Below are 24685 nucleotides of genomic sequence, written 5' to 3'. Positions count from 1 at the left end.
TTAAGTCCCTTCAACTTTGCTTTTCGCTTTTTGCTGTTTCAACTCAAGCTCACACATTTTTACTTTTGTTTCGTATTCATCCTGACGTTTCAACAGAACTTCTTTGTAGCCTTTAAAACGATCGATTCGATCACGAAGTCCTTCTTCAGTGACACCCACGATGTCTTTTTTATTTTCCACACCGATTTTTGAGAAGTCTTCCTCGGAGGTCACGTAAGTGCGAGCTTCCGTCCAACGCATTTTTCCGTCGCCAGCGTTATCCGTATCGCCCATCTGAATGCGGCAATCACGAAGCACACCATACAAACCGCGATTATCCAGATAGCGAGAGCCACCAAAGACGCGCGCTTCAAGATCGTAAACTTCATTTTCCAAAGTGCGCAGTTGTTCATTCATTGCGACTTTACGTTGATAAACCATATCGCCATCTTTGATGCCGATACTTCCGCTGCCCACAGGAGCAGGGTTTTCAAGTTTCGTATCGATTTTTTCAGCTTTATTGCGGTTGGTAGAGCAAGCGGCGAAAGACAAAGACAGAACTACGATCATTAGGTAACGCATAGGATTTTCCTCCATCAGAAGGAAACTTTAAAAGCGAACCGAACTCGGGTCAATGACCGGACCTAGGAAATCGTGACCCAGTCGCAAATGCCATCTTTGATACGGAATACTTTGATGTGTTCTTCGAACCACGAACCCAAATTCACAGAGCGGACATTTCGGCCATGAGTCTCGACCATAGAGTCATCAAACACATGCATATGGCCCGAGATAATCACGTCAAACGGCCCCTCATCGTAGGCACGGTGAGTATGGTTACGGATCATCGTCACCAGTTGCTCTTCATTACGGTGGCGATAATGACCACTGCGTTCACGGCTTTTTTTACTCGCCCGATTGCCGATATAGTCCCAGAAACGTCCAGGGAAAACGTCTTTCAATGGCTTCACCCAGGGATTGCGAATGATGGCGCGATATTTCAAGTATTTGATGTCATTCAGATTGATCAGATCTCCGTGTTCGACTCGCACGTTTAGACCATCGATTTTGTAGTATTGAGCTTCGACAAAAACTTCGACGCCCAATTTTTTCTTAAAGTAACCTTCGACGTGAACATCGTGATTACCTTCAATATAGGTGATGCCTGCACCAGCCTCTCTCAATTCTTTCAGCGCATCCATCAAAGGCTGGAACTTACGCCCAAAGAATTCAGAGCCACCGATCCAAAGATCAAAAATATCTCCCAACATGAAAAGGTGAACTTTAGACGGATCACCCTGTCGCAAAGAACGCAAAAAGCGCAACAGGATTTGCCCGTTGCGCTCTTCAGCGGATTTCAAGTGGATGTCGGATATGAACCAGGCTTCCACTAGTCTTGTTTCAAATCAAAACCTTGTTTCTTGCGGATGAAAGCAGGAACTTCCAAGTTTTGAGAAGAGAATGGAGAGCTCAACACTTCACGTGCCATACGACGAGCTTCTTCCAATGATTGTTGTTCGTGGTCTACGTTCATAGACAACTGCTCTGGATTTGCATGACGGTTTTTAAGGTCTTGGCTTTCTTTGAAAGCGCGAGCCTTAGCCAACAACAAATCACGAGGAGAAACACCTTCAACTTGTGGTTGGATTGGTGTTGCCATCTCTGGAGCCGGTTGAGTCTGAACCGGAGCTTGCTGCATAACTTGCGGCTGAGCTTGTGGAGGCAATTGTGCTGCCACAGACTGAGCTGCTTGTTGTGCAACTTGCGGAGTTACTTGTGCTACCGGCGGAACTGTTACAGTTTCAGTTACCGGTTGCTGGGGTAACCCCGGAGTGACCGGAACTTCCACTTGCTGCTGGTAAGTGTAGTTCATCACTTGGGACTGCACTGCTGCGATAGGCGGCAGTTCAACTGGTGTAGCTTGTTGAGGCATCACCGGCATAGTTGGCATTGTAGGCATAACAGGCATTTGATTCATGTTAGGCATTTGTGGCATTTGGAACTGAGGCATTTGCGGCATGTTCGGCATTTGTGGCATTTGCATGCCCATGTTCATACCCATGTTGTTGTTCATACCGAATTGAGCCGTTTGTTGGTTCAAGAAGTTTTGCATTTGGTTTACTTGAGCCATGTCGTTCACAAGTTTCACTTCGTGAGAATCGAAACCAGTTGCGATCACAGTCACACGTACTTCTTCACCCATTGTTTCATCGATAACCGCACCGAAGATAATTTCTGCATCTTCATGAGCTGCCTCAGTGATCAAAGTTGTCGCTTCGTTCACTTCGTACAATGAAAGTTCAGAACCACCAGTGATGTTAACGATGATGCCAGTTGCACCATCGATTTTAACATTTTCAAGAAGTGGAGAAGAGATCGCTGCCGTTGCTGCTTCTACTGCGCGGTTTTCACCTTTAGCAGAACCAGTACCCATGATCGCGATACCTTTAGAAGACATAACAGTGCGAATATCGGCGAAGTCCAAGTTGATCAAACCACGGATGTTGATCAAGTCAGAGATACCTTTAACCGCTTGCAAAAGAACTTCGTCAGCTTTTTTGAAAGTATCCAATAGAGGAGTTTTTTCAGCTGCGATAGTCAAAAGTTTTTGGTTCGGGATAACGATCAATGTATCAACATTGTCTTTAAGTTCTTGAAGACCAGAATCCGCGTGCTTGCCGCGTTTTTTACCTTCGAACAAGAATGGCTTAGTCACAACACCGATAGTTAGAGCACCCAATTCGCGAGCAATTTTCGCCACGATTGGAGCACCACCCGTACCCGTACCACCGCCCATACCGGCAGTTACGAATACCATGTCAGAGCCTTCAAGTTTTTCTACGATTTCATTGTAAGATTCGATCGCAGCACGACGACCTACGTCCGGATTTGCGCCAGCGCCCAAACCTTTTGTCAAATCGATACCCAATTGGATTTTGTTAGATGCTTTGTGTGAGTTCAAAGCTTGGATATCTGTGTTTGCCACGATGAATTCAACGCCGCCCATTTCAGAAGCGATCATTGTAGATACTGCGTTGCTCCCGCCACCGCCGACACCTACAACTTTGATATTCGCACCGATATTGATATTTTCTTCTAATTCAAACATGTTGTCCCTCCCGACGATGCTTAAAAGATCCAGAGGCCTCCAGCCTCCACCGAGTAAATTTAAAAACTAAAATACTTTCTCAAACATTTCCTTAAGACGTTTCGTCAAGCCGTTGATCGACTCACCGATATTGATCTCAAGTTCCTGTGTATGCTGGCTCATCAACAAATCTTTACGTTGTGACAAACCATACTGTAACAATCCAACTGCTGCCGAGAACTCACCAGACTTCACTACATCAGTCAGACCTCCGATTTCCAAAGGAGCCCCTCTGCGAACCGGAATATCAAAAATAAACTCACCCATTTCAATCAGGCCATCCAACTGACTTGCGCCGCCAGTAAGAACAATACCTGAACCCAACATTGGCATCACACCGCTCATACGAATATCGTTAGCGATCAGATTCAATGTTTCTTCAGCGCGGGCTTCAATCACATCTGCAAGATCCTTACGAGGGATCACGCGAGCTTTACGACCGCCAACGCCTTCTACTTCAATTGTTTCATTGTCGTTCACCATGGATGCCATAGCGCACCCGTATTTTTTCTTCAAAACTTCCGCCGCGAACTGAGGAGTTCTAAGTCCTACAGCGACGTCATGAGTAAAGTGAGAACCACCGACTGGAATAATAGAAGAGTGAGCCACGCTGCCATTAACGAAGTACAAGTTGTTACAAGTACCGCCGCCCATATCGACCACGACTACGCCCAGATTTTTTTCATCATTAGAAATGACAGCTGTTGCAGAAGCCAGTTGGCTTAAAACCAAACCAGCGATTTTCAGTCCCGCTTTTTCAACACATTTAACTGTGTTTTGAATTGCGGATTGGCTGCCTGTTACGATGTGAACATTCGCTTCCAAACGGATACCTGACATACCCACTGGATCAGTGATTCCGTCTTGGCCGTCGACTTTGAATTCTCTAGGAAGGATGTGCAAAACAGTACGGTCTGTGGGAACGGCTACGGCTTTCGCAGCTTCAATCACGCGATCAATTTCGGAAGGTGTCACTTCACGATTTTTGATTGCGACCATACCTTTAGAATCGAAAGAAGAGATATGGGTGCCAGAAACGCCAACCCATACTTCGCCGACGCTGTAACCAGACATCAACTCTGCTTCTTCTTTTGCTTTTTTAATTGAATCGGTTGTTGCCTCAATATTAACGACAACACCCTGGCGGATGCCTGTATTAGGAGCAGTGCCTACTCCCGCGACTTCGATTTTCCCTTCGGGATTGACGGTTCCGATGACGAAACATACTTTGGTCGAACCAATATCCAAACCAGCCAATACCGGAGCTTTCGGTTTTGATGTACTCATCCCTAAGTCCTCGTATATGACACCCTATTTGGGCGTCTTTGTTTGAGAGACCGACGAATAAAATCATTTTATTCGATTTGAGCCGAACCTGAGCTCGACTTTAGATGGTCTTCCAGACTTAAGCTTAGGGATCCTTACGCAACCTGACAAGGACTTTCTTCGACAGATCCGCGTCTATGACGCGAGCGTCAAACTGCTTGGTTTCGAGGTAATCTACGACGCGAGAAACGCGCGCTGCCTTTAGTGCCACTTGCTCTTCACCGATTTTCACTTGCGTTCCGGATTTGATCAAGGTCATCCAAAAACCTTCTTTATTATCGTAACGAACTTCAGAAATTGTTTTTCTGCTGAACGATCCTTGAGCAGGAATTTGCTCGATCACATCAACAGCTTTTTTACGAAGTTCCTTTTTCTTAGCGAAAGCATCGCCATCCAAAATCGCAACATCCGGAGCTTGCTTGGCTTCAATCGCATCCAAGAAATCACCGTTCTTGATGATCGGCACAAGTTTTCCACCTTTAGCCATATAGAGGAGCTTTACTTCATAAGGACGAACGCGCAAAGAAAGTGTCGCTGGCCACGAACGGGAGATTTGTGTGCTTTCAATCCACTCTTGCTTTTTCAATTCAGTTGAAACGGATTTCAATTTGATGTTCCAAAGAGACTCGCCTTTGTATTTCGCAAGCAGCTCTTCCAACGCATCAACGTTTGGTTTTAAAAACTGCTCTTGTCCTTGTGGAGGATTTTCTAAAACGACTTCAACTTTTTCAATATTGAAAAAGCCATGCTCATTCAAATAATAGAACGTTCCTACCAAAGCCGCTGGTATAACAATGAATCCCAAAATTAATTTCAGTACCAACTTCTTCACCAGAACTCTCCAAACGAATGGCTTTGTGAAACCAGATTAGCAATTTTCACTCGACCTTGTTACCACTCTAAGGACCCACAAATATAAACGCGACCAAAGAAGAGGTCACAGAATTCCTACCGAAAATGGTTGAACTCCAACGGAGTGGGAGAGAAATCCTCACAAACTCGACCAAGGTTTTATTCTTAAATTTTGTTAAGAATTACACGAACTTCTCTCCATATAGTGAATGACTCCATCGCCGATATTACAATCATGAAATTCGGATCAAAGATCATTATCAATATCGCCGCATCTAGCTTGGTATGCTCACTCGCTGCCGTTGCTATTTCATCTTCTAAAATTCACAACCAAGGCCAGGATCAGCTTGTGGAAAAATCCCGGGCAATCTTATCACGCCTTGAAGCGATCCGTAGCTACGTCGCCACCCAAGGGGGGCTGGACGAAGACATCAAACATGCGGTGGTAAGTCACCCAGATGGAAAACTTCCTGAAGAAGTGCAACAACGCATTCTGCACAAAGTGCCAATCTTTGCTTCCATCAAAGTTGGATTCGAAAACGCTGATAAAGATTTTTATACTTTCCGCGTGTTTGCAGAAAATCCCCGTCGCAAAGAAAACACGCCAACGGTTTCCGAAATGGAAATCATCAAACGCTTTGAATCCAATATCGATTTGAAAGAATACGTAGAAAACAAAGATGGTGCGATTACAGTTTATCGCCCCGTCCGCTTGTCCGAACAACAAGGTTGCCTGCTATGCCACGGCCATCCGTCAACTTCTCCTTGGGGCAATGGCAAAGACATTCTGGGTTTCCCGATGGAAGACTGGAAAGACGGAAAACTTCATGGCATCTTTGCCGTGAAATCATCAACAGACCAAGTGACCGCTGCAGCTAACAGTGCTTCGATCTCTATCTTGTGGTGGACGTCGTTGATTTCTGCATTGATCTTGGTGATCTCCTATCTGTTAATTCGTAAACCTTTGGGCCGCCTAGTTGAGTCGATTTCAAAACTCAATGAAGCAGGCGCGCAGGTATCCACTTCCAGTAACGAGATTCTGGCTTCCAGCCAAACAGTAACACAGTCATCCGTAAAAGCAGCTGCATCGATTGAAGAAACATCTGCATCCACAGAAGAAATCTCCAGCATGGTCAAACGCAATAGCGAACACGCCAGCGAAGCCAAGAATCTAGCTTTCCAAGCTTCTCAAAAAGCTCACACCGGCGAACAAGAAGTACGCAAGCTGACTTCATCGATGGAAGACATCTCCGCAAGCTCGAAAAAAATTGAAGAGATCATCACCGTAATCGACGACATCGCCTTCCAGACAAATTTACTGGCTTTGAATGCTTCCGTAGAGGCCGCTCGTGCCGGGGAACATGGCAAAGGCTTCGCGGTTGTGGCAGATGCGGTTCGCAGTCTTGCACAAAGAAGTGCCACCTCCGCAAAAGAGATTTCGACTTTGATCAACGAAAGTGCGAAAAAAGTTGAACACGGCCACGCGGTTGTTCGCGCCAGCGAATCCTCTTTGAAAGAAATTGTAAGCTCCATTGAAAAGCTCTCAAGTTTGAATGTAGAGATCTCAACCGCGAGTGCCGAGCAAGAGCTGGGCATAGCACAGATCAACCAGGCTTTGACTGATATGGAAAAAATCACACTTTCCAACAGCACTTCGGCGCAAGAATGTTCCAATGCTTCGCAAGAATTAAACACTCAAGCCGAAGTCATGAAAAACGTCGTCGATGATTTGACTAAGTTAATGGCTGGTTAATCTAAAAGCCCCAAGCACCACCGGCCTGGATATAGAACACTGTTTCTTCTGGGCCGCGGGCGATGTCCGCGCCCATTTGAAATCCTAAAAGGCGCGCCATCATATACCGAAATCCTGCACCATATGCCGACGCCGTGTCGGCATTATTCATATTGCTGAGGGAATCTGTCGCCCTCCCTGCTCCACCAAAAATCGAGAGCTCCCACCGGGGATGTGGGTTGTAGCGTACTTCTCCTTCAAGAGACGATGCTATATCGCCTTGATAGCGCAGTTTTGGAATTCCACGTAAATTAATAAATGGCTTGGCGTAAAAAGGCGCATCACTATCTGCCCATCTTGAGATCCATCGTCCGGCGAAACCCCATTGTTCACTTGCCCGGGTGAAACCTTGCAGATCCAGAGCTTGTACGTGGTAATCAAGATCCCCACCTAAGTTTTCACTGAAAATATAATAACGATACTCTGCCAAAAGCCCCTGTTGCGGCGACATGGTGTTATTACGACTGTCATAGCTTAATAAGACCGAAATCCCGCCATTGCGATTATCGACGCCTTCGCCTTGCAGAACTGGTGGCAATGCACCCGTTTTAAAATCGACACTGATATCTGTATAAATATAGCGTCCGCCAATAAAGAAATTACTGTCGTCGATACGCGCCCTAAGATCGTTATAAATTCCGCCGCCTTTCAAATTATATTGAAGATGAATATCATCGGCACTATTGAATCCCCCCAAACCATAGAAATCCAAATTAGCAGAAGCCGCCATCACGAAACCCAGGTAACGCCAGCGATCGCGATTCCAGTTGGTGACATAGAATGCGCCACCTAATCTTGTTCCATTATCAGTACCCGCGGCCAAGACACCCGTCACGGTAGGAGGAATAAAGCGCTTGTGAGCTTCTGAAGCACGAGCCTCGCGGGCACCATCACTGTCACTCATGAACAGCAGCGCCACGCCGCCACCGGTCCCCACCGCTGGTTCCGTAATAATAATGGGGACTGGTAAGAAGCCGCGATGTTTCAGCAGCCATTCACTGGCATCAAGGTAATGATCTTCGGGATCAAAGAATATCGATGAGGTTGATGCCATGGCGTTGCCAACACTCATGGCGATGGAAGCACAAAGAGCCATAAACACATTTTTCATTACAGTAGTTTATGGGTAATTTCATATTCACAAACGTACTCATGCGATGCTTCTTAACAGTTAAGATTCGTGTGATAGCCTTGTGGCAATTTTAGTAAACGTTGACAAAACGTACATTACTATCGCGCCACACATGGTGAGTGTTTTATCCATTGCAAAACTGTCGCTAGACATTTTCCCGCATTCTCAATATAGACATGGCCTTTAAAGCAGAGGAATAAATCATGACGAAAGCCATTTTGATAATCGCCGTCTCACTTGTCTCCGCATCTTTTTCTCACGCCGCGTACACAGACACCAACGCCAAGCGCATTTGCGATGACCTCTCTAGCAACATCGCCAGCGTTGAGTGTAATAGAGCCATCGAAGGCGAGGCGATCTCTTTGGGAGTCATTAAACTTTGTGGTCAGTTGAGTTTCGGAACTTATGTCGCTGAATGCTTTAAAGTTGGCGCCGGAAATGACTATTCCGATGCGGTTTTGAACTACTGCTCGGCTAAAGCAGACGAGTATGATCGTATCACGTGCTTGAAAACAGCGACAGGTAATGCCCGCAAACTTCCAAAACCAACCCCCGCCTGTATCCAGGTTGTATCAACTCATTCCTTGGAAGGACTTCAGGAAAGAGCTGAAAATATCTACAATAGTGTCAACGGGGGAAATAAAGCCAAAGCCCTGGAACAACTTGAAGATCTTTACAACCGCATCGAAGATCTAAAGAAAAAGCTGAAGAACTAAAGTGAAATAAAAAAAGAGGATGATAAACTCATCCTCTTTTTTATTTCAAAGCCTGACCTGGGGGAACAGACTTTTAGTATTTGTTAATAATCGATTTCGTTTCTTTGACTGCTTTTGCAGAAGCTTTCACCAGTGCGATTCGGCTATGAACGGCGCGAAGACTTCCGATCTCGCCTCCGACTACGATCACGCGATCTTGAATGGCCTTAATGGTATCGATCGTTTTGAACCCACACAAAATAATCAATGAGTGATTGGTATTGCTGACCGATTCAATCGTTCCGCTTTGATCCGCGGCACGCAGAATAATATCACCATGATTCCCCGAAAGAGATCTTACCGAGTATGCATCCATTCGAATGACTTCGTGATTATATTTCACAACCAGGTTCGTGGCCGGAGCCGAAAAGACCTCTTTGCTTTCACAAGCCTTCACGGCATTGGCCACTTCAACGTCAGTTATATCAACCGGATCATCACCATCTATAACTTCCATTTCTGATTCTGGATCGGCATCCACAGGAGCCGAGGGAGAATTTAGGGGCTGAGCCTGGGACTGAAGAGCACCGTCCTGGACCGAGCTCAAGGCCACCTTAGCACAGTTTTGATATCCCAATAAAAGCGTCGGAACACCAACCAAGATAATGAGCTGTCTCACACGCACATTCATTCAAACCCCCGGTAAATTATAGAAGCTTACAAATGCAAGTCTCGTACTCGTATGAATCCAGCCTTGAGCTGGAAGGTATTTGCTGAGGACTGTTTAAAAGACCTTCATGATGAAAAGTTCTACGTCCTAATATTTCCAGACGCTAATTCTCGTGTCTCATTCCGATCTGAAAGAGATGTCTTCCTCATTCTCTCAATGGAAAAAGCAATTTCAGGTTCATTATATGGGGGAACATCGAGCACTGGTGACGATGAAACATGCATGATTTCGTCTCACTTAAGGAAAGATCATTCTCATTATGTTGCCCGTGCACATTCTGTTTCTGCAACTGAAAGCACCTCTGGCACACCTCTAGCAAAGCCAGCTCTTCGAATAAACTGGATTGCGGTTAATTTAGATGTCTCGAGATTCCATGGCCCTCGAGGCTTTAAAGTGCTCGCAATTTGGCAAGTTTGACTAACAACTAATCAGGAGAAAACGATGAAAAAAATGATCTTAATGTTAACGATGTCTTTGGTTACTGCATCTTTCGCGCAAGCGGCTTACAAAGATGCCAATGCAAAACGTGTTTGCGACAGTCTTTCCAACTCCTCTGCTAGCGTAGAGTGTAACAAAGCGATTGATGGTGAATCCATCTCCCTTGGCGTAACAAAAATCTGTAGCCAATTGAGCTTTGGTTCTTATGTGGCTGATTGCTACAAAGCCGGTGCGGGTTCTGATTATTCAGACGCGGTACTTAACTATTGCGGCAATAAAGCTGACGAGTATGACCGTGTGACATGCTTGAAAATGGCTGCTGGCAATGCTCCAAGACTTCCAAAACCAGCTCCGGTATGTAAAGAAACTGTTGTGGTAAAAATCCAAGAGACAGTTTCTCTTCAAGCTCTGCAAGGTCTTGAAACAAGAACATCTAATATCTATGAAAGCCTTCGCAGCGGTAGAACCGACAAAGCGTTGGACCAAGTTGTTGATTTGTTCAAACGTATCAATGAACTTCAGGAACAAGTAAAAGAACTAAGAAAATAGTTCTGAAAAATAAAAATGCCGGGGTTATGCCCGGCTTTTTTTTTGGATAAAGTGTGTCTTTAGCTCTGTACTAATTTTGGATCTTATCTAAAACATCCAAGCCTAATTTCCAACCATCGCCCGCACCCAAAGTGATGAAAACATCTCCGTCTTTAAGCATCGATACTATTTTTTGCGATGACTTATCATCACGCAAGAAATACTGCGCATGTTCATGCTTCATTTCCTGGGCAAGCTTTTCAGAACTGATCCCTGGAATTGGAGCTTCACCCGCAGGATAAATATCAGTTAGCAAGATCTGATCAGCCTCCATAAACGCGGTCGTAAAATCGTGCCAGCAGTGCTGAGTACGAGAGAAACGATGCGGTTGGAAATAAACGACCAAACGGTTGTTCGGATACTTTTCACGGAAAGCTTGAAGAACCGCGCGCACCTCTGTTGGATGGTGACCGTAGTCATCATAAACTTTGATACCGCTTTTTTCGCCTTTGAAGTGGAATCTGCGATCAACACCATCAAAACGTTGCAGACCCGCTGCACACACTTCAAATGGAATCCCCGCTGCCAACCCAGCACAGATCGCTGCCACAGCATTCAAGGCATTGTGGCGCCCCGGAACATTAAGCTTAAACTTACCCACCAAGTGGCGGGTCCCCAGCAGACGATCGCTGCGATACAAAGAATAATTTCCTTGCTCGCCCGCTAAAACCAAATCGTTCTTTTCATCAAAACCATAGAACAAAATACGTTTTGGGAAGTTTTCAAAAATTTGACGAACGATAGGATCATCACCGCACGCGATAATTTTTCCATAGAACGGAACCTTCAAGGCAAAGTCATAGAAGTTCTTTTGCAAGTTCTCGAAAGTTTTATAGTGATCCAAATGATCAGAATCGATATTCGTGATGATAGCGATTTCAGGCGTCAGCTTGTTAAAGCTTCCGTCTGATTCATCGGCCTCTGCCACCAACCATTCACCTTCACCCAAAAGGGCTGTGGATTTGATCATTTCAAAACGACCACCCACCACGATAGTTGGTTTCATGTTACCTTCAAGGAAGATCGCCGACGTCATTGATGTCGTCGTTGTTTTCCCGTGCGTGCCAGCAACAGCGATACCGCGTTTCAAACGCATGATCTCTGCCAAGGCCTCTGCGCGTGGGATCAACGGGATCTGACGAGCACGAGCTTCATAAATTTCTGGATTGCCGTATTGAATAGCGGAAGAGTAAACCACAACATCAGCATCACCGATGTTTGAGGCCGTGTGGCCTTTATAAACTTTCACACCCATTTCGCGCAGACGTTCTGTATTCGCATTGTCTGCAATGTCAGAACCTGAAACCTTCGCTCCCATGTTGTGCAAAAGTTCCGCGAGCCCACACATACCGATGCCGCCGACACCTACGAAGTGGAATTTGGCGTGTTGTAATTTCATTGCAAGATTTCCTTTGCGATGGTTGTTGCTGCCTGGGGAACATAAAGATCTTTTATATTCCTAACCATTTGCTCACGCAAAGCTTTATCTTGGCGAAGAGATTGTACTTCTGAAATCAATCTTTCAGGCGTTAAATCTTTCTGCAAAATCATGCGACCCGCATTTCGGGCGACAAGGCTCTCTGCATTTTTTTGCTGATGATCATCCGCAGCTCCTGGTAATGGCACAATAATAGGAATTATACCAAATGCTGCCGCCTCCGCAATGGAACTGGCCCCACCACGGCTAACAATAATATCTGCCCACTGATAATACTTTGGCATATCGAAGATATACTCATGATAATCCACATTGGCGCCAGAATTTTGATATTTGACAGAAACCAGAGGAAAATCCGCGCTTCCCAACTGATGAACGACAGATAAATCCTTGGTCCAATCTCCCCCGCCAATGATCGCGTCGCTAAGGCAGGTGTTAATAACTCGGGAGCCCTGGCTTCCCCCGAAAGCTAAAAGATGAAACTTCTCATCTTTGTGCGCAGTATGAATGGCTTTTTCGATTTCTTCTCGAACCGGCATCCCCGCTTGGATCACTTCTTTGTTTTTCAAAAATTTTCGGGACTCTTCAAACACCACGAAACATTTATCAACAAAGCGAGACAAGAAACGATTCGCCATTCCTGGCATCACGTTGGGCTCCCACACGGCCGTATTAAAGCCAATAATGCTGGCAGCAAGAACGAAAGGCCCTGAAGCATAACCGCCCACACCGATCACATAGAGAGGTTTTAACTGCATCAACAAACGGAAGGACTGCCACAAGCCTAAAGGCATGCGCAGAACCGTCTTCAATTTTTTAATGGGACTTTTCACATTCAGCTGACCGGATTCGATCAAGTGCAGAGGAAAACCTTCACGAGGAACAATTTTTGATTCCATACCGCGCGCGGTTCCAACGAAGTGAACATCCACGGAGGGATCCAACTTCTGAATAGCGCGCGCAATAGCGATCCCAGGGTAAATGTGGCCACCAGTGCCACCCCCAGCGATCACAACAGTTCTTTTAGTCATGTGCTTTCACTTTCGATGCGTTCCAACGAGATGAACCGAAACGTTTAGAGAATTTATCCTCTTCGAAGGAATTTTCAATGTTCAAAATCAATCCGAACATAAAACACAAAGCGACAAGGGAACTGCCACCGTAGCTTAAGAAGGGCAGCGTCAGCCCCTTTGTTGGCAAAAGACCCATCACCACACCTGCGTTGATGAACACACTTAAACCGAAAGTCATGGAAAGCCCCAAAGCCAATGCTCTTTTAAAAGGTTCTTCAGCTTTGATAGCGATTTGAATTCCGCGGAAAACCACAAAACCATAAAGAGCCATGATGGCAACGAACCCGACAAAGCCCATTTCCTCGCCCAAAACTGCCAAAGTAAAATCCGTGTGGGCCTCCGGCAAGAAGAATAGCTTCCCTTGGCCTTGCCCCAAACCCGCACCCGTCAAACCACCCGAGTGGAAGCTCAACATACTTTGAATCACTTGAAAGCCTTTTTGTGCAGGATCAGACCAGGGATCCAAGAACGCCAGAACGCGGGCACGACGGTAAGGAACCAACATCACCAGGAAATAAAATGCCGGTAACATCACAGCCATGGAAGCCACGATGTATTTCCATTGCAAACCAAAAGCGAAAAGCAAACTTACTGCAACCATCAGGATAATCGCAAAACTTCCGAAGTCAGGTTGGCGCAGCAACAGAAACAACGGAACAATCAAAGCCAGCGCCAACCACCACCACTTCACGTGGCCCAAAATGTTATCGCGACGACACAGCAGACTTGCGAACCAAACCGAGAAAGCGATTTTCAAAAGCTCCGCTGGTTCAAAGCGAATACCGAAGGGCAGCTGAATCCAACGAATCGCTCCCCCCACACGCACACCCAAACCAGGAACGAACGTCGCCAGGACTCCGACGGCAGCAGCAAACCACAACATCCATCCGTGCTTTTCAATAACTCGGAAAGGAATATGAACTGTGCCGACCAGAACACAGGCAGCGATCAGGGCAAAAAGTAATTGGCGTTTGAAAAAGAAAAGACCGTCTCCATAAGACTCGATCGCGAAGATAAAACTGGAAGAGTAAACTTGCACCAGGCCGATGCCTAAAAGTGTGATGATTGCCAGAAATAAGCTGCTTGATAAATATCTAAACATGATGGACTCCCAAAGGCGCAAAGGAAGACTAGCTTCCCGCCTTTATTTTAATCAGAAGTCCATTTGTACGTCTAGGAATGGTGCCAAGACTGGACCCTGTCAAAACAGAGCCCATCGGCCCTTACATTGGCGCTTCGATCACTTCCGCACCAGAGTCATTTTTCTTCTCTGATTTCACGTCAGTGCCAGTTGTCGTCATTGACGAACGCTTGTTCACGATGGTTTGTGCACGACCCGACATAGAGCAGCAGTACACAATGCCGTTTTCGTTCGAAGCTGTTTTATAATTAGTGATAGAGAAGGCGCGTGAGGAATCACAGCGTTTTGCCATTTCCATGCTGAGTTCAACCTCAACGTCAGGAAAGACTTCGCCGCTTACGAAATTACAGTACATGCCTGTGTTCGCAGCCAATTTATCACGTTGTTCCTGGCGTGCCTTAAATGTCCCAGATGCGCAGGCAGACAACAAGAAGAGTGAAGACAAAGAAACAACGAGAAGACGAATCACAAAGCCCTCCTAGCTTTATCAAAGAAAAGGCCCTCATCCAATGAGAGCCTTTGTGTTTTGTCATTCTGTAGACAAACAACTCAGTGAAATTTTCTCACGATCTCTTTAAAGTATTCACCACGCTCTTCAAAACTGTCAAACATGTCAAAACTTGAGCAGCCCGGAGAAAGCAGGACAATGTCCCCAATTCTGGACTTTTGGTAAGCGATCAAAACCGCCTCCTCAAACGTACCGATCAGGAAGGTCTCAGAGAAGTCACCAAGGTCGCGATTAATACGCTCTTTAGCTTCCCCGACCAAAATCAGAGTCTTCACTTTGCGTTTTACCGACGTACGAAGAGGTTCATAGTTCAAATTCGTGTCTTTACCACCCGCGATCAAAATCACGTTTTCATCAAAAGTGTCCAAAGCGCGAAGAACCGCATGAACGTTTGTAGCTTTAGAGTCGTTGTAGAACAAGACGCCGCCAACTTTACGCACGTACTCAATACGGTGAGGAAGACCATTGAATGTCTCGATCACTTTTTGAACCGCTTCACGAGTTGCACCGTGTTCGCGAGACGCCAAAATAGCTGCCATCACGTTTTCGATAGAGTGCTTACCGCGCATTTTCATGTTTTTGATATTGAATGTTTCAATCTCAGGACCTGTGCGCACGCGAATTTCGTCGCCGATATTCACGGCACCACCGATGTTCATGATTTGTGGTTCCAAAGCTGGTTTACGAGAGAAGTAGAAAATACGTCCACGTTGAACCGCTGGATCACGCGCAAGCTCTACAACGGCGTTGTCGTCTGCATTCAAGATGCTTGTTGTCGCTTGATTTGTGTTTTTGAAAACACGGCGTTTCGCGTTTACGTACTCTTCCATTGAACGGTAACGATCCAAGTGATTTTCAGCCAAGTTCGTGAAGACCACGTTGCCGGGATTGAACGTGTCACAGTGTTCAAGCATGAAGCTGGAAACCTCTGCGATCACCACTTGCGCTTTGTCATCAAGGCGAAGGTAATCAACCAATGGTTTTTCATTCGCGCCACCCACCCAAGTTTTAACACCTGATTGAGTCAAGATCGCCTCAGTGATGCGTGCTACAGTCGTTTTACCGTTTGTACCCGTGATACCGATGATAGGTTCTTTGATAAAACCCGCAGAGAACTCGAACTCCCCCGTGATCTTGATACCTTGAGATCTTGCGTAATCGAAGATTTTCAAAGTAGAAGGCACGCCTGGAGACAAGATAACCAAATCCTGAGCGATGAAAGTTTTCGGACTGTGACCACCCAATTCATACTTAATTGGAAGATCGCCCAATTGCTCAAGTTGCACAGAAAGTTCCGGTTTAGATTTGTGATCTGTTACCGTCACCTGAGCGCCGTGCTTGGTCAAGAAATGCGCCAAAGACACACCCGTTTTACCAAGACCGACCACTAGGATTCTTTTGTCTTTTAATTCACTAAACTCTTTATACATTCTTCTACCTCAATTTGAGAGTCGCTAGACTTAAAACAGCCAATAAAATCGAAATAATCCAGAAACGAACAATAATCTTCGTTTCAGTTAAACCGCCCAATTCAAAGTGGTGATGAATCGGCGCCATTTTGAACACACGTTTTCCCGTCAGTTTGAAAGAGATCACTTGAGTGATTACCGACAATGCTTCCACCACGAAGACACCGCCCAGAATCACCATCAACAACTCATTTTGAGTGATAACGGCCATAGAGCCCAAGAATCCACCAAGGGACAAAGAACCCACGTCGCCCATGAAGACCTGCGCGGGATACGCGTTAAACCACAAGAAACCCATTCCCGCAGCAACAATCGTTGCCGCGACCGGAGTTAACTCACCTGCTCCGACCACGTGTGGGATTTGCAGGTAATTCGCGATAGAGTAGTGACCTGTTACATAGGCAAACAAACCCAAAGTCGCTGCCGAGATCATCACTGGAACAATCGCCAAGCCGTCCAAACCATCTGTCAAATTCACAGCATTCGCAGTTCCTACGACAACCAAAGCCGCAAACACGATGTATGCGTAACCAAGATCAAAACCGAATGATTTTACAAAGGGAATGTAAACTGTTGTGCCCAAATCGTGGAAGTGAACCAGATAAGCTACCACCAAGCCTGCGATCAAGAACTCACCCAACAAACGAATTTTTCCAGAAAGACCTTTGGAATTCTTTTTGCTTACTTTCAACCAGTCATCCATGTAACCGATCATTCCAAAGCCCCAAGTGATAAGCAGAACTGACCAAACCAATGGGTTTGTCATATCCACCCACAACAAGCATGGGATCAAAGTTGAAAGAAGAATCAATCCGCCACCCATAGTCGGCGTGCCAGCTTTCTTTTTATGAGATTGAGGGCCGTCATCACGAATCGATTGACCAAAATGCTTTAGCTGCAGGCGTTTAATGAAGTAAGGGCCCCACATCCAGCACAGCAGGAAAGATGTAAAAAACGCGATGAATGTACGAACCGTGATGTAACGAAAGACATTCAATGGAGAAAAGTATTCCGACATTGAATAGAGCCACTGATAAAGCATGATGTGCGATTCCCCTATATCCTTGGAAATTGATTTTTGCTTGGAACTTTAAGGGTTTAGCACATCGGTGCTTTAAATTGCAATGGGAAATTTATAACTACATGATATTGCTGGATATTTTGTAATTCACCCACGCCCCCCAGAGAGCAAACTTCATGGAATGCATGTAAGATTCCAAAGGTACGGCCTTACTTGCCAAGGTAAGGCCGTACCTAAAAAAGTAAGTCCGTACCTTTTTGGGTACGGACTTACCGTGTGGGTCTGTGGGGAAAATTCTAGATATATATTAGTGTTGCACTACCACTGCTGAGTTGCTGCCGCCAGATTGAATGATTGTTGCCGAGCTACCGTTACCTGTTTGAGATACGGAGGCGCTGTTTGATGAGCCCGTTTGCTGCACGTTTGCTTTGTTGTTGTCGCCGACTTGCACCACGCAGGCCGTGTTGCTGTCACCTTTTTGGTATATCAAAGCTGAGTTGTTAGCGCCCGTTTGAGAAACGCCTGCGATGTTTGTGCTGCCTTCTTGTTTCAGGATCAGATTGGCTTCTGCCTGAGTTTTTGCATCACAAGCTGGAACCACCACCTCACCGTCTCCATCGACAATGCTGCCGTCATCATCAATCACTTCACCAGGATTCAGTGGAACTTCGTCTATTATTTCTGGAGAACCTGTATCTGGAGCACCACTATCAGTAGTTCCTTGTGGCTCTTCACCATCTACGACGGGAATAATAGCTTCTGCACTTCTAAAGCTACCGAACTGAACATCAGTTCCTAATTGCGAACATGCCGTCATAAATAAAGGTGCTGTCGCCAACAAAACTAACATCGATGCAGATTTCATGGTTCCTCCAAATTGTTTTCACAAAGGAGTAGAGCAAAACGCATGCACAGGGCTTTTGATGGATCAGATGGAATTAAAAGGATCAGCGGGTGTTTGAAAACTGACGATGCAAAAGTTTTGGTCGAAGTGTGTGAGGATTCCCTAACATACGTTTCAAGGGAACTTGTCAGGAGCCGGGGAAATTCGCCTCTGAGCGAGACAGTTCTATGAAAATACCCCGCGATAAAATGTGAGCGGAAAATTCCACCAAGAAACTGATGGAAGAAACATCACAATCAGAGACAGTTAGCACGAGGTGTTTTAAATGAAACGGCCAGTGCTTCGACAACTGAGAACTTCACCGACGGCGAAAAGATAGTAAATTTAATTGGAGAAAGTAAGGCCGTACCTTTTAACCTTCGTCGTCCAGATAGGCTTTTAATTCCTGCATGTGATACTTCCAACCCAGTTGAAAGTCTTTTTGAAGTTTCGCACTCAGCTTATCGGGAAACACTTCCCAGCCCTTATGAGTAACAGTCATTGTGCGAGTTTTACCCTTGTCTTCGATCACGTAAGAGCATTCCGTGGAGGCTTTCGCATCCCAGTTTTTCTCACGCCACGTAAAGGTAATGGATTTGTTGGGAACAAGAGAAAGGACTTTGCCGGAAGCGAGTTGCTCGTTGCCCTCGTCGTCTTCCCAGGCTTCGCGGAATTTTCCGCCGACTTTTGGTTCAAGGGAGACGTCGTCTCCCCACCAATTTTCCAGATCGTCAGTATCAGTCAGCGCACGCCAGATTTCCGCTGCCGTGGCCTTCACCGTAATAGTGATATTGATTTCCTGAGAGTCAGACTCCCCGCCGCTTTGGCGAGGAGGAATGAATTTCGATCCAGACATATTTATTAGAACAAGTTGATGTTCGTAGAAAGAGCCACGTTCGTTCTGTCGTCGCGGATATCTTTCGGAGTGAACTGGATGTTCGGGTACAAGTAGATGTCACGAGTTACAGAGATACCGAAACCAACTGATTGATATGGCTCGATTTGAACCCAACGATCATTAAGTTCGTATTTATAGAACTGGAAGTATCCAAAAACAGTTCTGAATGAGTACGTGTCATTGAACGAGTATTGAAGAAACGGAAACAGACCTGCATTAAGATCGGTACGCATGAAAGTCCCTTTGTCTTGCGCTTTCTTGTACTTCGCATCTTCAAGGTCACCTTTATAAAGAGTCTTACCACCACTGATGCTCACGCCGCCATTCCATTTGGAAGTACCGAAATTCGCAAGGATCGTTTGACTAAAGCTCACACCGCCCAAAAGATTTTTTCTTCCAGAAACAGAGTCAGTATAGTGACCATAGGTAACACTAGATACCATTTGTGTGCCCATAGCTTTATAACCACGGCTCCAAGAAATTGATGGAGTCGAGAATTCGTAGCGAGGCATTACTTCACCACCACCCATTGCAGTTTCATCGGTGGCTGGCTTTGTGATGTCACCATGCAAAGGATCATTAATAGTCATACCTGTAGAGAAGGAGACGTTATCACGATCTGTGGCGCGAAGGTTGATACCGATATCACCAGAAAGATAAGCCATAACTTCATCAGTTGAGGAAGTACGATACGCCGGGCGCACCGAAGAAAGAGGCTCACGCACGGAACCACCGGAATAACCTAGTGAAGACTTAAAAGACCATTTGGATTTAGAACCCAATGTTGCACGCAAACGAGCGTCCGTAATTTCATCATCAACGTCTTTAAGCTTTTCAGTCGGCTTTTTAAGGTCTTCGATTTTTGAAGTCGAAGTGTTTGTTGAAGATGCGGCACCAATCTTTGCAGAACTTGATTGAGCTCCGGCTTGCATCGCAGAGAAAGTTAGAGCTGCGATAAGTAGAGAAAGATTTTGTTTCATTAGTCCTCCTAATAACGAGGACTGTTATAGGACATCAAGCCGGATTACTCCAGCCTGAATTTTAGTCAACACTACGATTTTTCTGAAAAATCCAGGGGCTCACACGGATAAACGAAACGCTCAAGCTTCGTGCCACGGGAGGCTTTTACGACGGCAATGTCGCCACTATGAAGGAAAGTGGCTAAATCTTTGCCAGCGTTTTCTGTAAAATCTTTTTGGATCAGGCTTTCCTTAGAGAATTGAGCCTTTTGCAGACCCTTAGTAAACGCGTCGAAATCTTCGCCAACGAAGTAAACTTTTTCAAAGCCGGCTTTGCCCACACGCTCGCCCAATTCCTCATGCAATTCTGCTGAGGCTGAACCCATTTCTCTCATCTGCCCAAAGACCCCCACTTTTCGTCCGCTTACTGTTAACAATTGCACATTTTCCAGTAAAGCTTTCATACTGTCGGGATTGGCATTATAGGCATCAAAGATCATTTGAGCGCCGGATTTAAGGTGAACCAGCTGGTTACGCCCCCAGTTTGTCTTACATGCTGGCAAGCCCATCCAGATCTGCGCCGGAGACATACCTACCGAAAGACCCAGGGCTGCTGCTGCCATCAAATTCGTCAGATTTTGTGCCCCAAAGACCTGCACAGTTGCAGTCCCAAGAACACCTTTGATGCTTCCTTTTAGAACCAATTGGCTCATGTTCATGGAAGCAATCATTAAATGCACATCGGCACGGGGATCTTCGCTAGAGAACGTGATGACTTTATCCTGCGGGAATTTGTCGTGGCCACGAACAAACATATTATGTGTTTGTTCATTGTCCAAATTGTAGATACGGATCGCGTTTTTCTTAGCAGCATTATAGATCTCTTCTTTAGCTTCGGCGACCTTTTCGATCGTGCCAAAGAATTCCATGTGCGCGCGCCCTACCATCGTGCAAACCACAACATCCGGTTCTGCGATTTGAACTAGCTCGGTAATTTCACCAGCGTGATTCATACCCATTTCAATCACAGCCACTTCTTTTTTAGGATCCAATTGCAGCAGAGTGAATGGCACTCCCCAGTGATTGTTAAAGCTGCCTTTGTTGTAGTGAACATTTTTGGCAGTACCGATTAAGGCTGCCGTGAATTCTTTTGTCGTGGTCTTACCGTTGGAGCCTGTGATGGCTACGATCGTACCTTGAGATTGGTGACGAGCCCAGTTGCCCAGCTGTTGCAGGGCTTTCAAAGTGTCAGGAACTTTTAGGACTGTGACTTTGTTTTTCAACGAGTTCACTTGCTCATTTACTTCGTGAACTAACAGAACCGTCGCACCTTGAGCAACGGCTTTATCCAGAAACTCGTGGGCATCAAAAGCTTCACCTTTAAGCGCGATAAACATTTGTCCCTTAAGATCTGCACGGGTGTCGGTACCGATTCCTGTAAATGCGTCAGCGTGTTGGCTGACCACTTGCGCGTTTGTAGCTTTGACGACGGTTTGCACATCCATGGCTCTCATTACACTCTCCCCTGCAGCGCCTGCTCGGCGACCTGCACATCACTGAATGGAAACTTCGTGCTTCCAATAATCTGATAGTCTTCGTGACCTTTACCTGCGATCAAAATCACATCGCCCTCTTGAGCTTTGCTGATGGTCGCATGAATGGCTTCCTTACGATCCGCCAAAACGATCACACGGTTTTTATCCTGGGCAGTCACGCCCTTTAAAATATCTTCGATAATAGACTGTGGCTCCTCGGTGCGTGGATTGTCTGAAGTGACCACCACGGCATCAGAGAATTTCAAGGCCATTTCGGCCATCAAGGGACGTTTGCCTTTGTCGCGATCGCCACCACAACCAAAGATTGTCCAGATCTTGGCGTTGGACTTAAGACTTTCGCGCACTTTCGTCAATGCTGTCAGAACGTTTTCTAAAGCATCTGGCGAATGGGCATAATCCACAAATACAGAAAGGTTTTTATTATTCGGTACGGCCTGCAATCTGCCCGGCACACCGGTGAAACTTGCGATCGCTGCTTTACAAACTTCCAATGGAATTCCTGCAGATAGACCTGCACCCATTGCGGCTACTGCATTCATCACGTTGTGAGTTCCTGACATCGGCAATTCTACTTCGGTAGTGCCAACAGGGGTTTTCAAATCAAAGACCGTCAGGGCAAAATCCATGCTTTTGATTTTGAAACTAAGGTCGGCGGATTTATCAGCTCCGTACGTCCAAAGAACTGCTGGATCTGCCACGTGCATGCGACGGCCATATTTATCATCGATATTGATGATCGCAAAACAGGGAAGCTTTTCCGTCTTCCACAACAAATCTGTGAACAGACGTTGCTTGGACTCGAAGTATTTTTCCATCGTTTCGTGATAATCCAAATGATCACGGGTCAGGTTCGTAAAGATCACCGTATTGAATGGCACGCTATCCACACGGTGCTGATCCAAAGCGTGCGAGGAAACTTCCATTGCCACAGCCTTGGCGCCAGCGTCTTTGAATTCACGCAGGCGTTTCTGCAGATTGATTGGATCTGGCGTCGTCATGTCTGACGGCCATACTTTTTCCAGCAGATGATGGTTCACGGTTCCGATAACACCGGTTGGGTTTTGAGAGTGATTAAAAATCGCCTCAACCATGTAGGTCACTGAAGTTTTACCGTTAGTACCTGTCACACCCACGCAGAACATTTCCTCTGCGGGGTCGCCGTGATAGTGGCTGGCTAAAACATCTAGGGCTTCGCGAGTGTTTTCCACGCGCAAAACGAAACCTTTAAAGCTATTGGGAACTTGATTGGGATCTTCGACCACCAAAACGGCTGCACCGTTATTGATAGCGTCAGGAATGAAACTGTGGCCGTCGACTTTGACACCACGAATGGCAACGAATAGTCCATCGCTCACCACCTTACGCGCATCATTGAAAATCCCAGAGACTTCGATGTCTGGCAAAACATGGCCGGCGATTCCTGGAATTGTTGAAAAAAGATGCTGTAGTTTCATGGGATCAGTATATTATGCTCAAGCTATGAGACAACTCGGAAAAATACATTGCCAAGAAATTAATCAAGACGATAACGCACCCTGGATCATCTTCTTCCATGGTTATGGCGCAGATGCCAATGACTTGTTCTCGTTGGGACAGATGATTCCGACGAAACAAACGTACAATTGGCTTTTTCCGAATGGAATTCTGGAAGTACCTATTGGCCCCGCATGGACAGGCCGTGCTTGGTGGCCGATTGATATGATGGCCATTCAACGCGCTCAGGAAACGGGCGTGCCCCGAGATTTCAGCGGTGAAATCCCCAAAGGCCTGGAAAAAGCCCGCGACATGGCGATGGAAATGATCCGTCAACTGCGCGTGCCTTGGAACCAAATCATCCTGGGAGGTTTTTCTCAAGGAGCGATGCTGGCAACCGAACTTTATCTGCGCGCCCCTGAAACCCCTCGCGGCTTGGTGTTGATGTCAGGCACATTGCTTTGCCAGGACGAATGGAAACCTTTGATCGCAAACCGCCAAGGGCAAAAGTTTTATCAAAGCCATGGGCAAATGGATCAGGTTTTGGGCTTTAAACAGGCACAAAAACTTGAAACCCTGCTTACTCAAAACGGCATGAAGGGATCCCTGGTTGGATTCCGCGGTGGTCACGAGATCCCCGCGCAAGTCCTGCAGGGTATCGGTCAATACGTTAACTCGTTGTAGCCCCCAGAGAGCGGCTACAAAAAAACGGCGTTCTGTCTAGGTACTAGTCATCTAAATCAAATATACGAATCCCCAAAAGGGCGCTGAATTTGCATTCTTGGACGACAGAGGAATCCATGTCGTTTTTGAAGTCCCTGCGTATTTTATTAATTCTGATGACCAGCATCGCGCCAATCACCACGTTCGCGGCGAAAACCCATTGTATTTGCCAGACCGGTACTGAACCGGCATCGCAGATTCCGTTCTTTAAAATCGGTTGCAAAATGTGGCTCTCGGAACAAACCAGCTGCGCTTCCAAAGAGGTTGTAGCTGTTGCACCTTCGAACACATGGTCGCCCTTGAAAATTGAAAATACCTCGCCTGGAGACACCCTCCGCATCGGCTTCGTCGGCCATTGGGAAAATGATATGACGGCACCCTACTTGGGGAACTCAATCATTCCCACAATGCGCGACTATGACGTGAATATTCAATTAGATAATACTGCCTGCATGGGACTTCAACAGCCTTTGAAAGCAAAGGAAATTGCCGAATTTGAAGTCCTCTTCCCCCGTAACAGAACTATTACCTTTAAAGCTAACCAAGCGATCAGCGTGGGTATTTGGAATCGCATTTTGCCCCTACCCACAGCAAACTTTTGGTCTGTCCTGATGCTGCCATCCGGAAAAGTCGTATTTCCTCATTGCGAAGACTTTGAAAATAAGAGCTGCGTGGGCGCCTATCAAAAAAATCAATATGGCCGCTGCGTAGATCGCAATGCTCGTGTTAAGCCTCTGATTTGCCTTCCCTATTCAGAGGAAAAGACCGACAAACGTGGAACACGCACCGAGACTTCGTGGCGCTGGCAGAATTTCGGGTAGTTCTTACTGTACAGAATCCTGACAGGCGGTAACGCCTAGTTC

At 46.1% G+C, this 24685-nt stretch carries 23 protein-coding genes; 5 read left to right on the top strand and 18 right to left on the bottom strand.

Features of this window, described 5'->3' with window-relative positions; all coding sequences use genetic code 11:
• The 5 genes from DOM22_RS03260 to DOM22_RS03240 all read right to left on the bottom strand — a co-directional run bounded on the left by DOM22_RS03260 (position 1) and on the right by DOM22_RS03240 (position 5285).
• Complete coding sequence (locus DOM22_RS03260) at positions 1–561, bottom strand: hypothetical protein (RefSeq protein WP_142699010.1); 561 nt, start codon at positions 559–561, stop codon at positions 1–3.
• Between the two features lie 62 nt (positions 562–623).
• On the bottom strand, positions 624–1370 hold the full coding sequence (locus DOM22_RS03255) for a UDP-2,3-diacylglucosamine diphosphatase (RefSeq protein ID WP_142699009.1): 747 nt from the start codon (positions 1368–1370) through the stop codon (positions 624–626).
• Positions 1370–3088 carry a cell division protein FtsZ gene (gene ftsZ, locus DOM22_RS03250; protein WP_142699008.1) on the bottom strand — a complete coding sequence of 573 codons (1719 nt, stop codon included), beginning with the start codon at positions 3086–3088 and terminating at the stop codon, positions 1370–1372. Before ftsZ ends, DOM22_RS03255 begins: the two co-directional genes overlap by 1 nt.
• 66 nt (positions 3089–3154) lie before the next feature.
• Positions 3155–4414 carry a cell division protein FtsA gene (ftsA, locus tag DOM22_RS03245; protein WP_142699007.1) on the bottom strand — a complete coding sequence of 420 codons (1260 nt, stop codon included), beginning with the start codon at positions 4412–4414 and terminating at the stop codon, positions 3155–3157.
• Between the two features lie 124 nt (positions 4415–4538).
• Positions 4539–5285: a cell division protein FtsQ/DivIB gene (locus DOM22_RS03240; RefSeq protein ID WP_142699006.1), complete on the bottom strand. Its 747-nt coding sequence runs from the start codon at positions 5283–5285 to the stop codon at positions 4539–4541.
• Positions 5286–5540: 255 nt separating this feature from the next.
• Here DOM22_RS03240 and DOM22_RS03235 point away from each other — a divergent pair, with 255 nt between their 5' ends.
• Entirely contained in the window at positions 5541–7058 is a 1518-nt protein-coding gene (locus tag DOM22_RS03235) for a methyl-accepting chemotaxis protein (RefSeq protein WP_142699005.1), read from the top strand.
• Between the two features lies 1 nt (position 7059).
• Here the strand turns inward: DOM22_RS03235 and DOM22_RS03230 are convergent, their stop codons facing one another.
• The gene (locus DOM22_RS03230; protein WP_142699004.1) at positions 7060–8208 is read right to left on the bottom strand and encodes a BamA/TamA family outer membrane protein; all 1149 of its coding nucleotides are present in this window, start codon (positions 8206–8208) and stop codon (positions 7060–7062) included.
• Positions 8209–8432: 224 nt separating this feature from the next.
• On the opposite strand from DOM22_RS03230, the gene DOM22_RS03225 reads away from it, so the two are divergent.
• Positions 8433–8945 carry a hypothetical protein gene (locus tag DOM22_RS03225; RefSeq protein WP_142699003.1) on the top strand — a complete coding sequence of 171 codons (513 nt, stop codon included), beginning with the start codon at positions 8433–8435 and terminating at the stop codon, positions 8943–8945.
• Positions 8946–9018: 73 nt separating this feature from the next.
• On the opposite strand, the gene DOM22_RS03220 is transcribed toward DOM22_RS03225, so the two are convergent.
• A complete protein-coding gene (locus tag DOM22_RS03220) occupies positions 9019–9615 on the bottom strand; it encodes a hypothetical protein (RefSeq protein WP_142699002.1) in 597 nt (198 codons plus the stop codon).
• Positions 9616–10095: 480 nt separating this feature from the next.
• On the opposite strand from DOM22_RS03220, the gene DOM22_RS03215 reads away from it, so the two are divergent.
• Positions 10096–10641 carry a hypothetical protein gene (locus DOM22_RS03215; protein WP_142699001.1) on the top strand — a complete coding sequence of 182 codons (546 nt, stop codon included), beginning with the start codon at positions 10096–10098 and terminating at the stop codon, positions 10639–10641.
• A 70-nt stretch (positions 10642–10711) separates the two neighbouring features.
• Here DOM22_RS03215 and murC read toward each other — a convergent pair whose 3' ends face one another.
• The 11 genes from murC to DOM22_RS03160 all read right to left on the bottom strand — a co-directional run bounded on the left by murC (position 10712) and on the right by DOM22_RS03160 (position 23080).
• Complete coding sequence (gene murC, locus DOM22_RS03210; RefSeq protein ID WP_142699000.1) at positions 10712–12079, bottom strand: UDP-N-acetylmuramate--L-alanine ligase; 1368 nt, start codon at positions 12077–12079, stop codon at positions 10712–10714.
• Positions 12076–13149, bottom strand: a complete 1074-nt coding sequence (murG, locus tag DOM22_RS03205; RefSeq protein ID WP_142698999.1) for an undecaprenyldiphospho-muramoylpentapeptide beta-N-acetylglucosaminyltransferase — start codon at positions 13147–13149, stop codon at positions 12076–12078. The genes murC and murG overlap by 4 nt, the downstream gene beginning before the upstream one ends.
• Positions 13142–14293 (bottom strand): putative lipid II flippase FtsW, encoded by a 1152-nt coding sequence (ftsW, locus tag DOM22_RS03200; protein ID WP_142698998.1) that lies wholly within the window; start codon positions 14291–14293, stop codon positions 13142–13144. Before ftsW ends, murG begins: the two co-directional genes overlap by 8 nt.
• Before the next feature lie 121 nt (positions 14294–14414).
• Positions 14415–14801: a hypothetical protein gene (locus DOM22_RS03195; protein WP_142698997.1), complete on the bottom strand. Its 387-nt coding sequence runs from the start codon at positions 14799–14801 to the stop codon at positions 14415–14417.
• Positions 14802–14881: 80 nt separating this feature from the next.
• Positions 14882–16270 carry a UDP-N-acetylmuramoyl-L-alanine--D-glutamate ligase gene (gene murD, locus DOM22_RS03190; protein WP_142698996.1) on the bottom strand — a complete coding sequence of 463 codons (1389 nt, stop codon included), beginning with the start codon at positions 16268–16270 and terminating at the stop codon, positions 14882–14884.
• 4 nt (positions 16271–16274) lie between these two features.
• Entirely contained in the window at positions 16275–17351 is a 1077-nt protein-coding gene (mraY, locus tag DOM22_RS03185) for a phospho-N-acetylmuramoyl-pentapeptide-transferase (RefSeq protein ID WP_142698995.1), read from the bottom strand.
• A 286-nt stretch (positions 17352–17637) separates the two neighbouring features.
• Positions 17638–18195: a hypothetical protein gene (locus tag DOM22_RS03180; RefSeq protein WP_142698994.1), complete on the bottom strand. Its 558-nt coding sequence runs from the start codon at positions 18193–18195 to the stop codon at positions 17638–17640.
• Positions 18196–18586: 391 nt separating this feature from the next.
• Positions 18587–19069 (bottom strand): SRPBCC domain-containing protein, encoded by a 483-nt coding sequence (locus tag DOM22_RS03175; protein ID WP_142698993.1) that lies wholly within the window; start codon positions 19067–19069, stop codon positions 18587–18589.
• Positions 19070–19074: 5 nt separating this feature from the next.
• Complete coding sequence (locus DOM22_RS03170) at positions 19075–20091, bottom strand: hypothetical protein (protein ID WP_142698992.1); 1017 nt, start codon at positions 20089–20091, stop codon at positions 19075–19077.
• A 71-nt stretch (positions 20092–20162) separates the two neighbouring features.
• Positions 20163–21584 carry a UDP-N-acetylmuramoyl-tripeptide--D-alanyl-D-alanine ligase gene (murF, locus tag DOM22_RS03165; RefSeq protein ID WP_142698991.1) on the bottom strand — a complete coding sequence of 474 codons (1422 nt, stop codon included), beginning with the start codon at positions 21582–21584 and terminating at the stop codon, positions 20163–20165.
• The gene (locus DOM22_RS03160; RefSeq protein ID WP_142698990.1) at positions 21584–23080 is read right to left on the bottom strand and encodes a UDP-N-acetylmuramoyl-L-alanyl-D-glutamate--2,6-diaminopimelate ligase; all 1497 of its coding nucleotides are present in this window, start codon (positions 23078–23080) and stop codon (positions 21584–21586) included. The genes murF and DOM22_RS03160 overlap by 1 nt, the downstream gene beginning before the upstream one ends.
• Between DOM22_RS03160 and DOM22_RS03155 the strand changes: the two genes are divergently transcribed.
• Positions 23079–23783, top strand: a complete 705-nt coding sequence (locus DOM22_RS03155; RefSeq protein WP_246845832.1) for an alpha/beta hydrolase — start codon at positions 23079–23081, stop codon at positions 23781–23783. The two genes, DOM22_RS03160 and DOM22_RS03155, sit on opposite strands and share 2 nt — an antisense overlap.
• A 116-nt stretch (positions 23784–23899) precedes the next feature.
• Positions 23900–24643, top strand: coding sequence for a hypothetical protein (locus DOM22_RS03150; protein WP_142698988.1), 744 nt, complete (start codon positions 23900–23902; stop codon positions 24641–24643).
• Positions 24644–24685 lie beyond the last annotated feature (42 nt).

Origin of the sequence: Bdellovibrio sp. ZAP7, from assembly GCF_006874645.1 — a bacterium.
Classification (GTDB): domain Bacteria; phylum Bdellovibrionota; class Bdellovibrionia; order Bdellovibrionales; family Bdellovibrionaceae; genus Bdellovibrio.
Note: the sequence above shows the minus strand (reverse complement) of the source record. Positions and strands in the feature narration are given on the sequence as shown.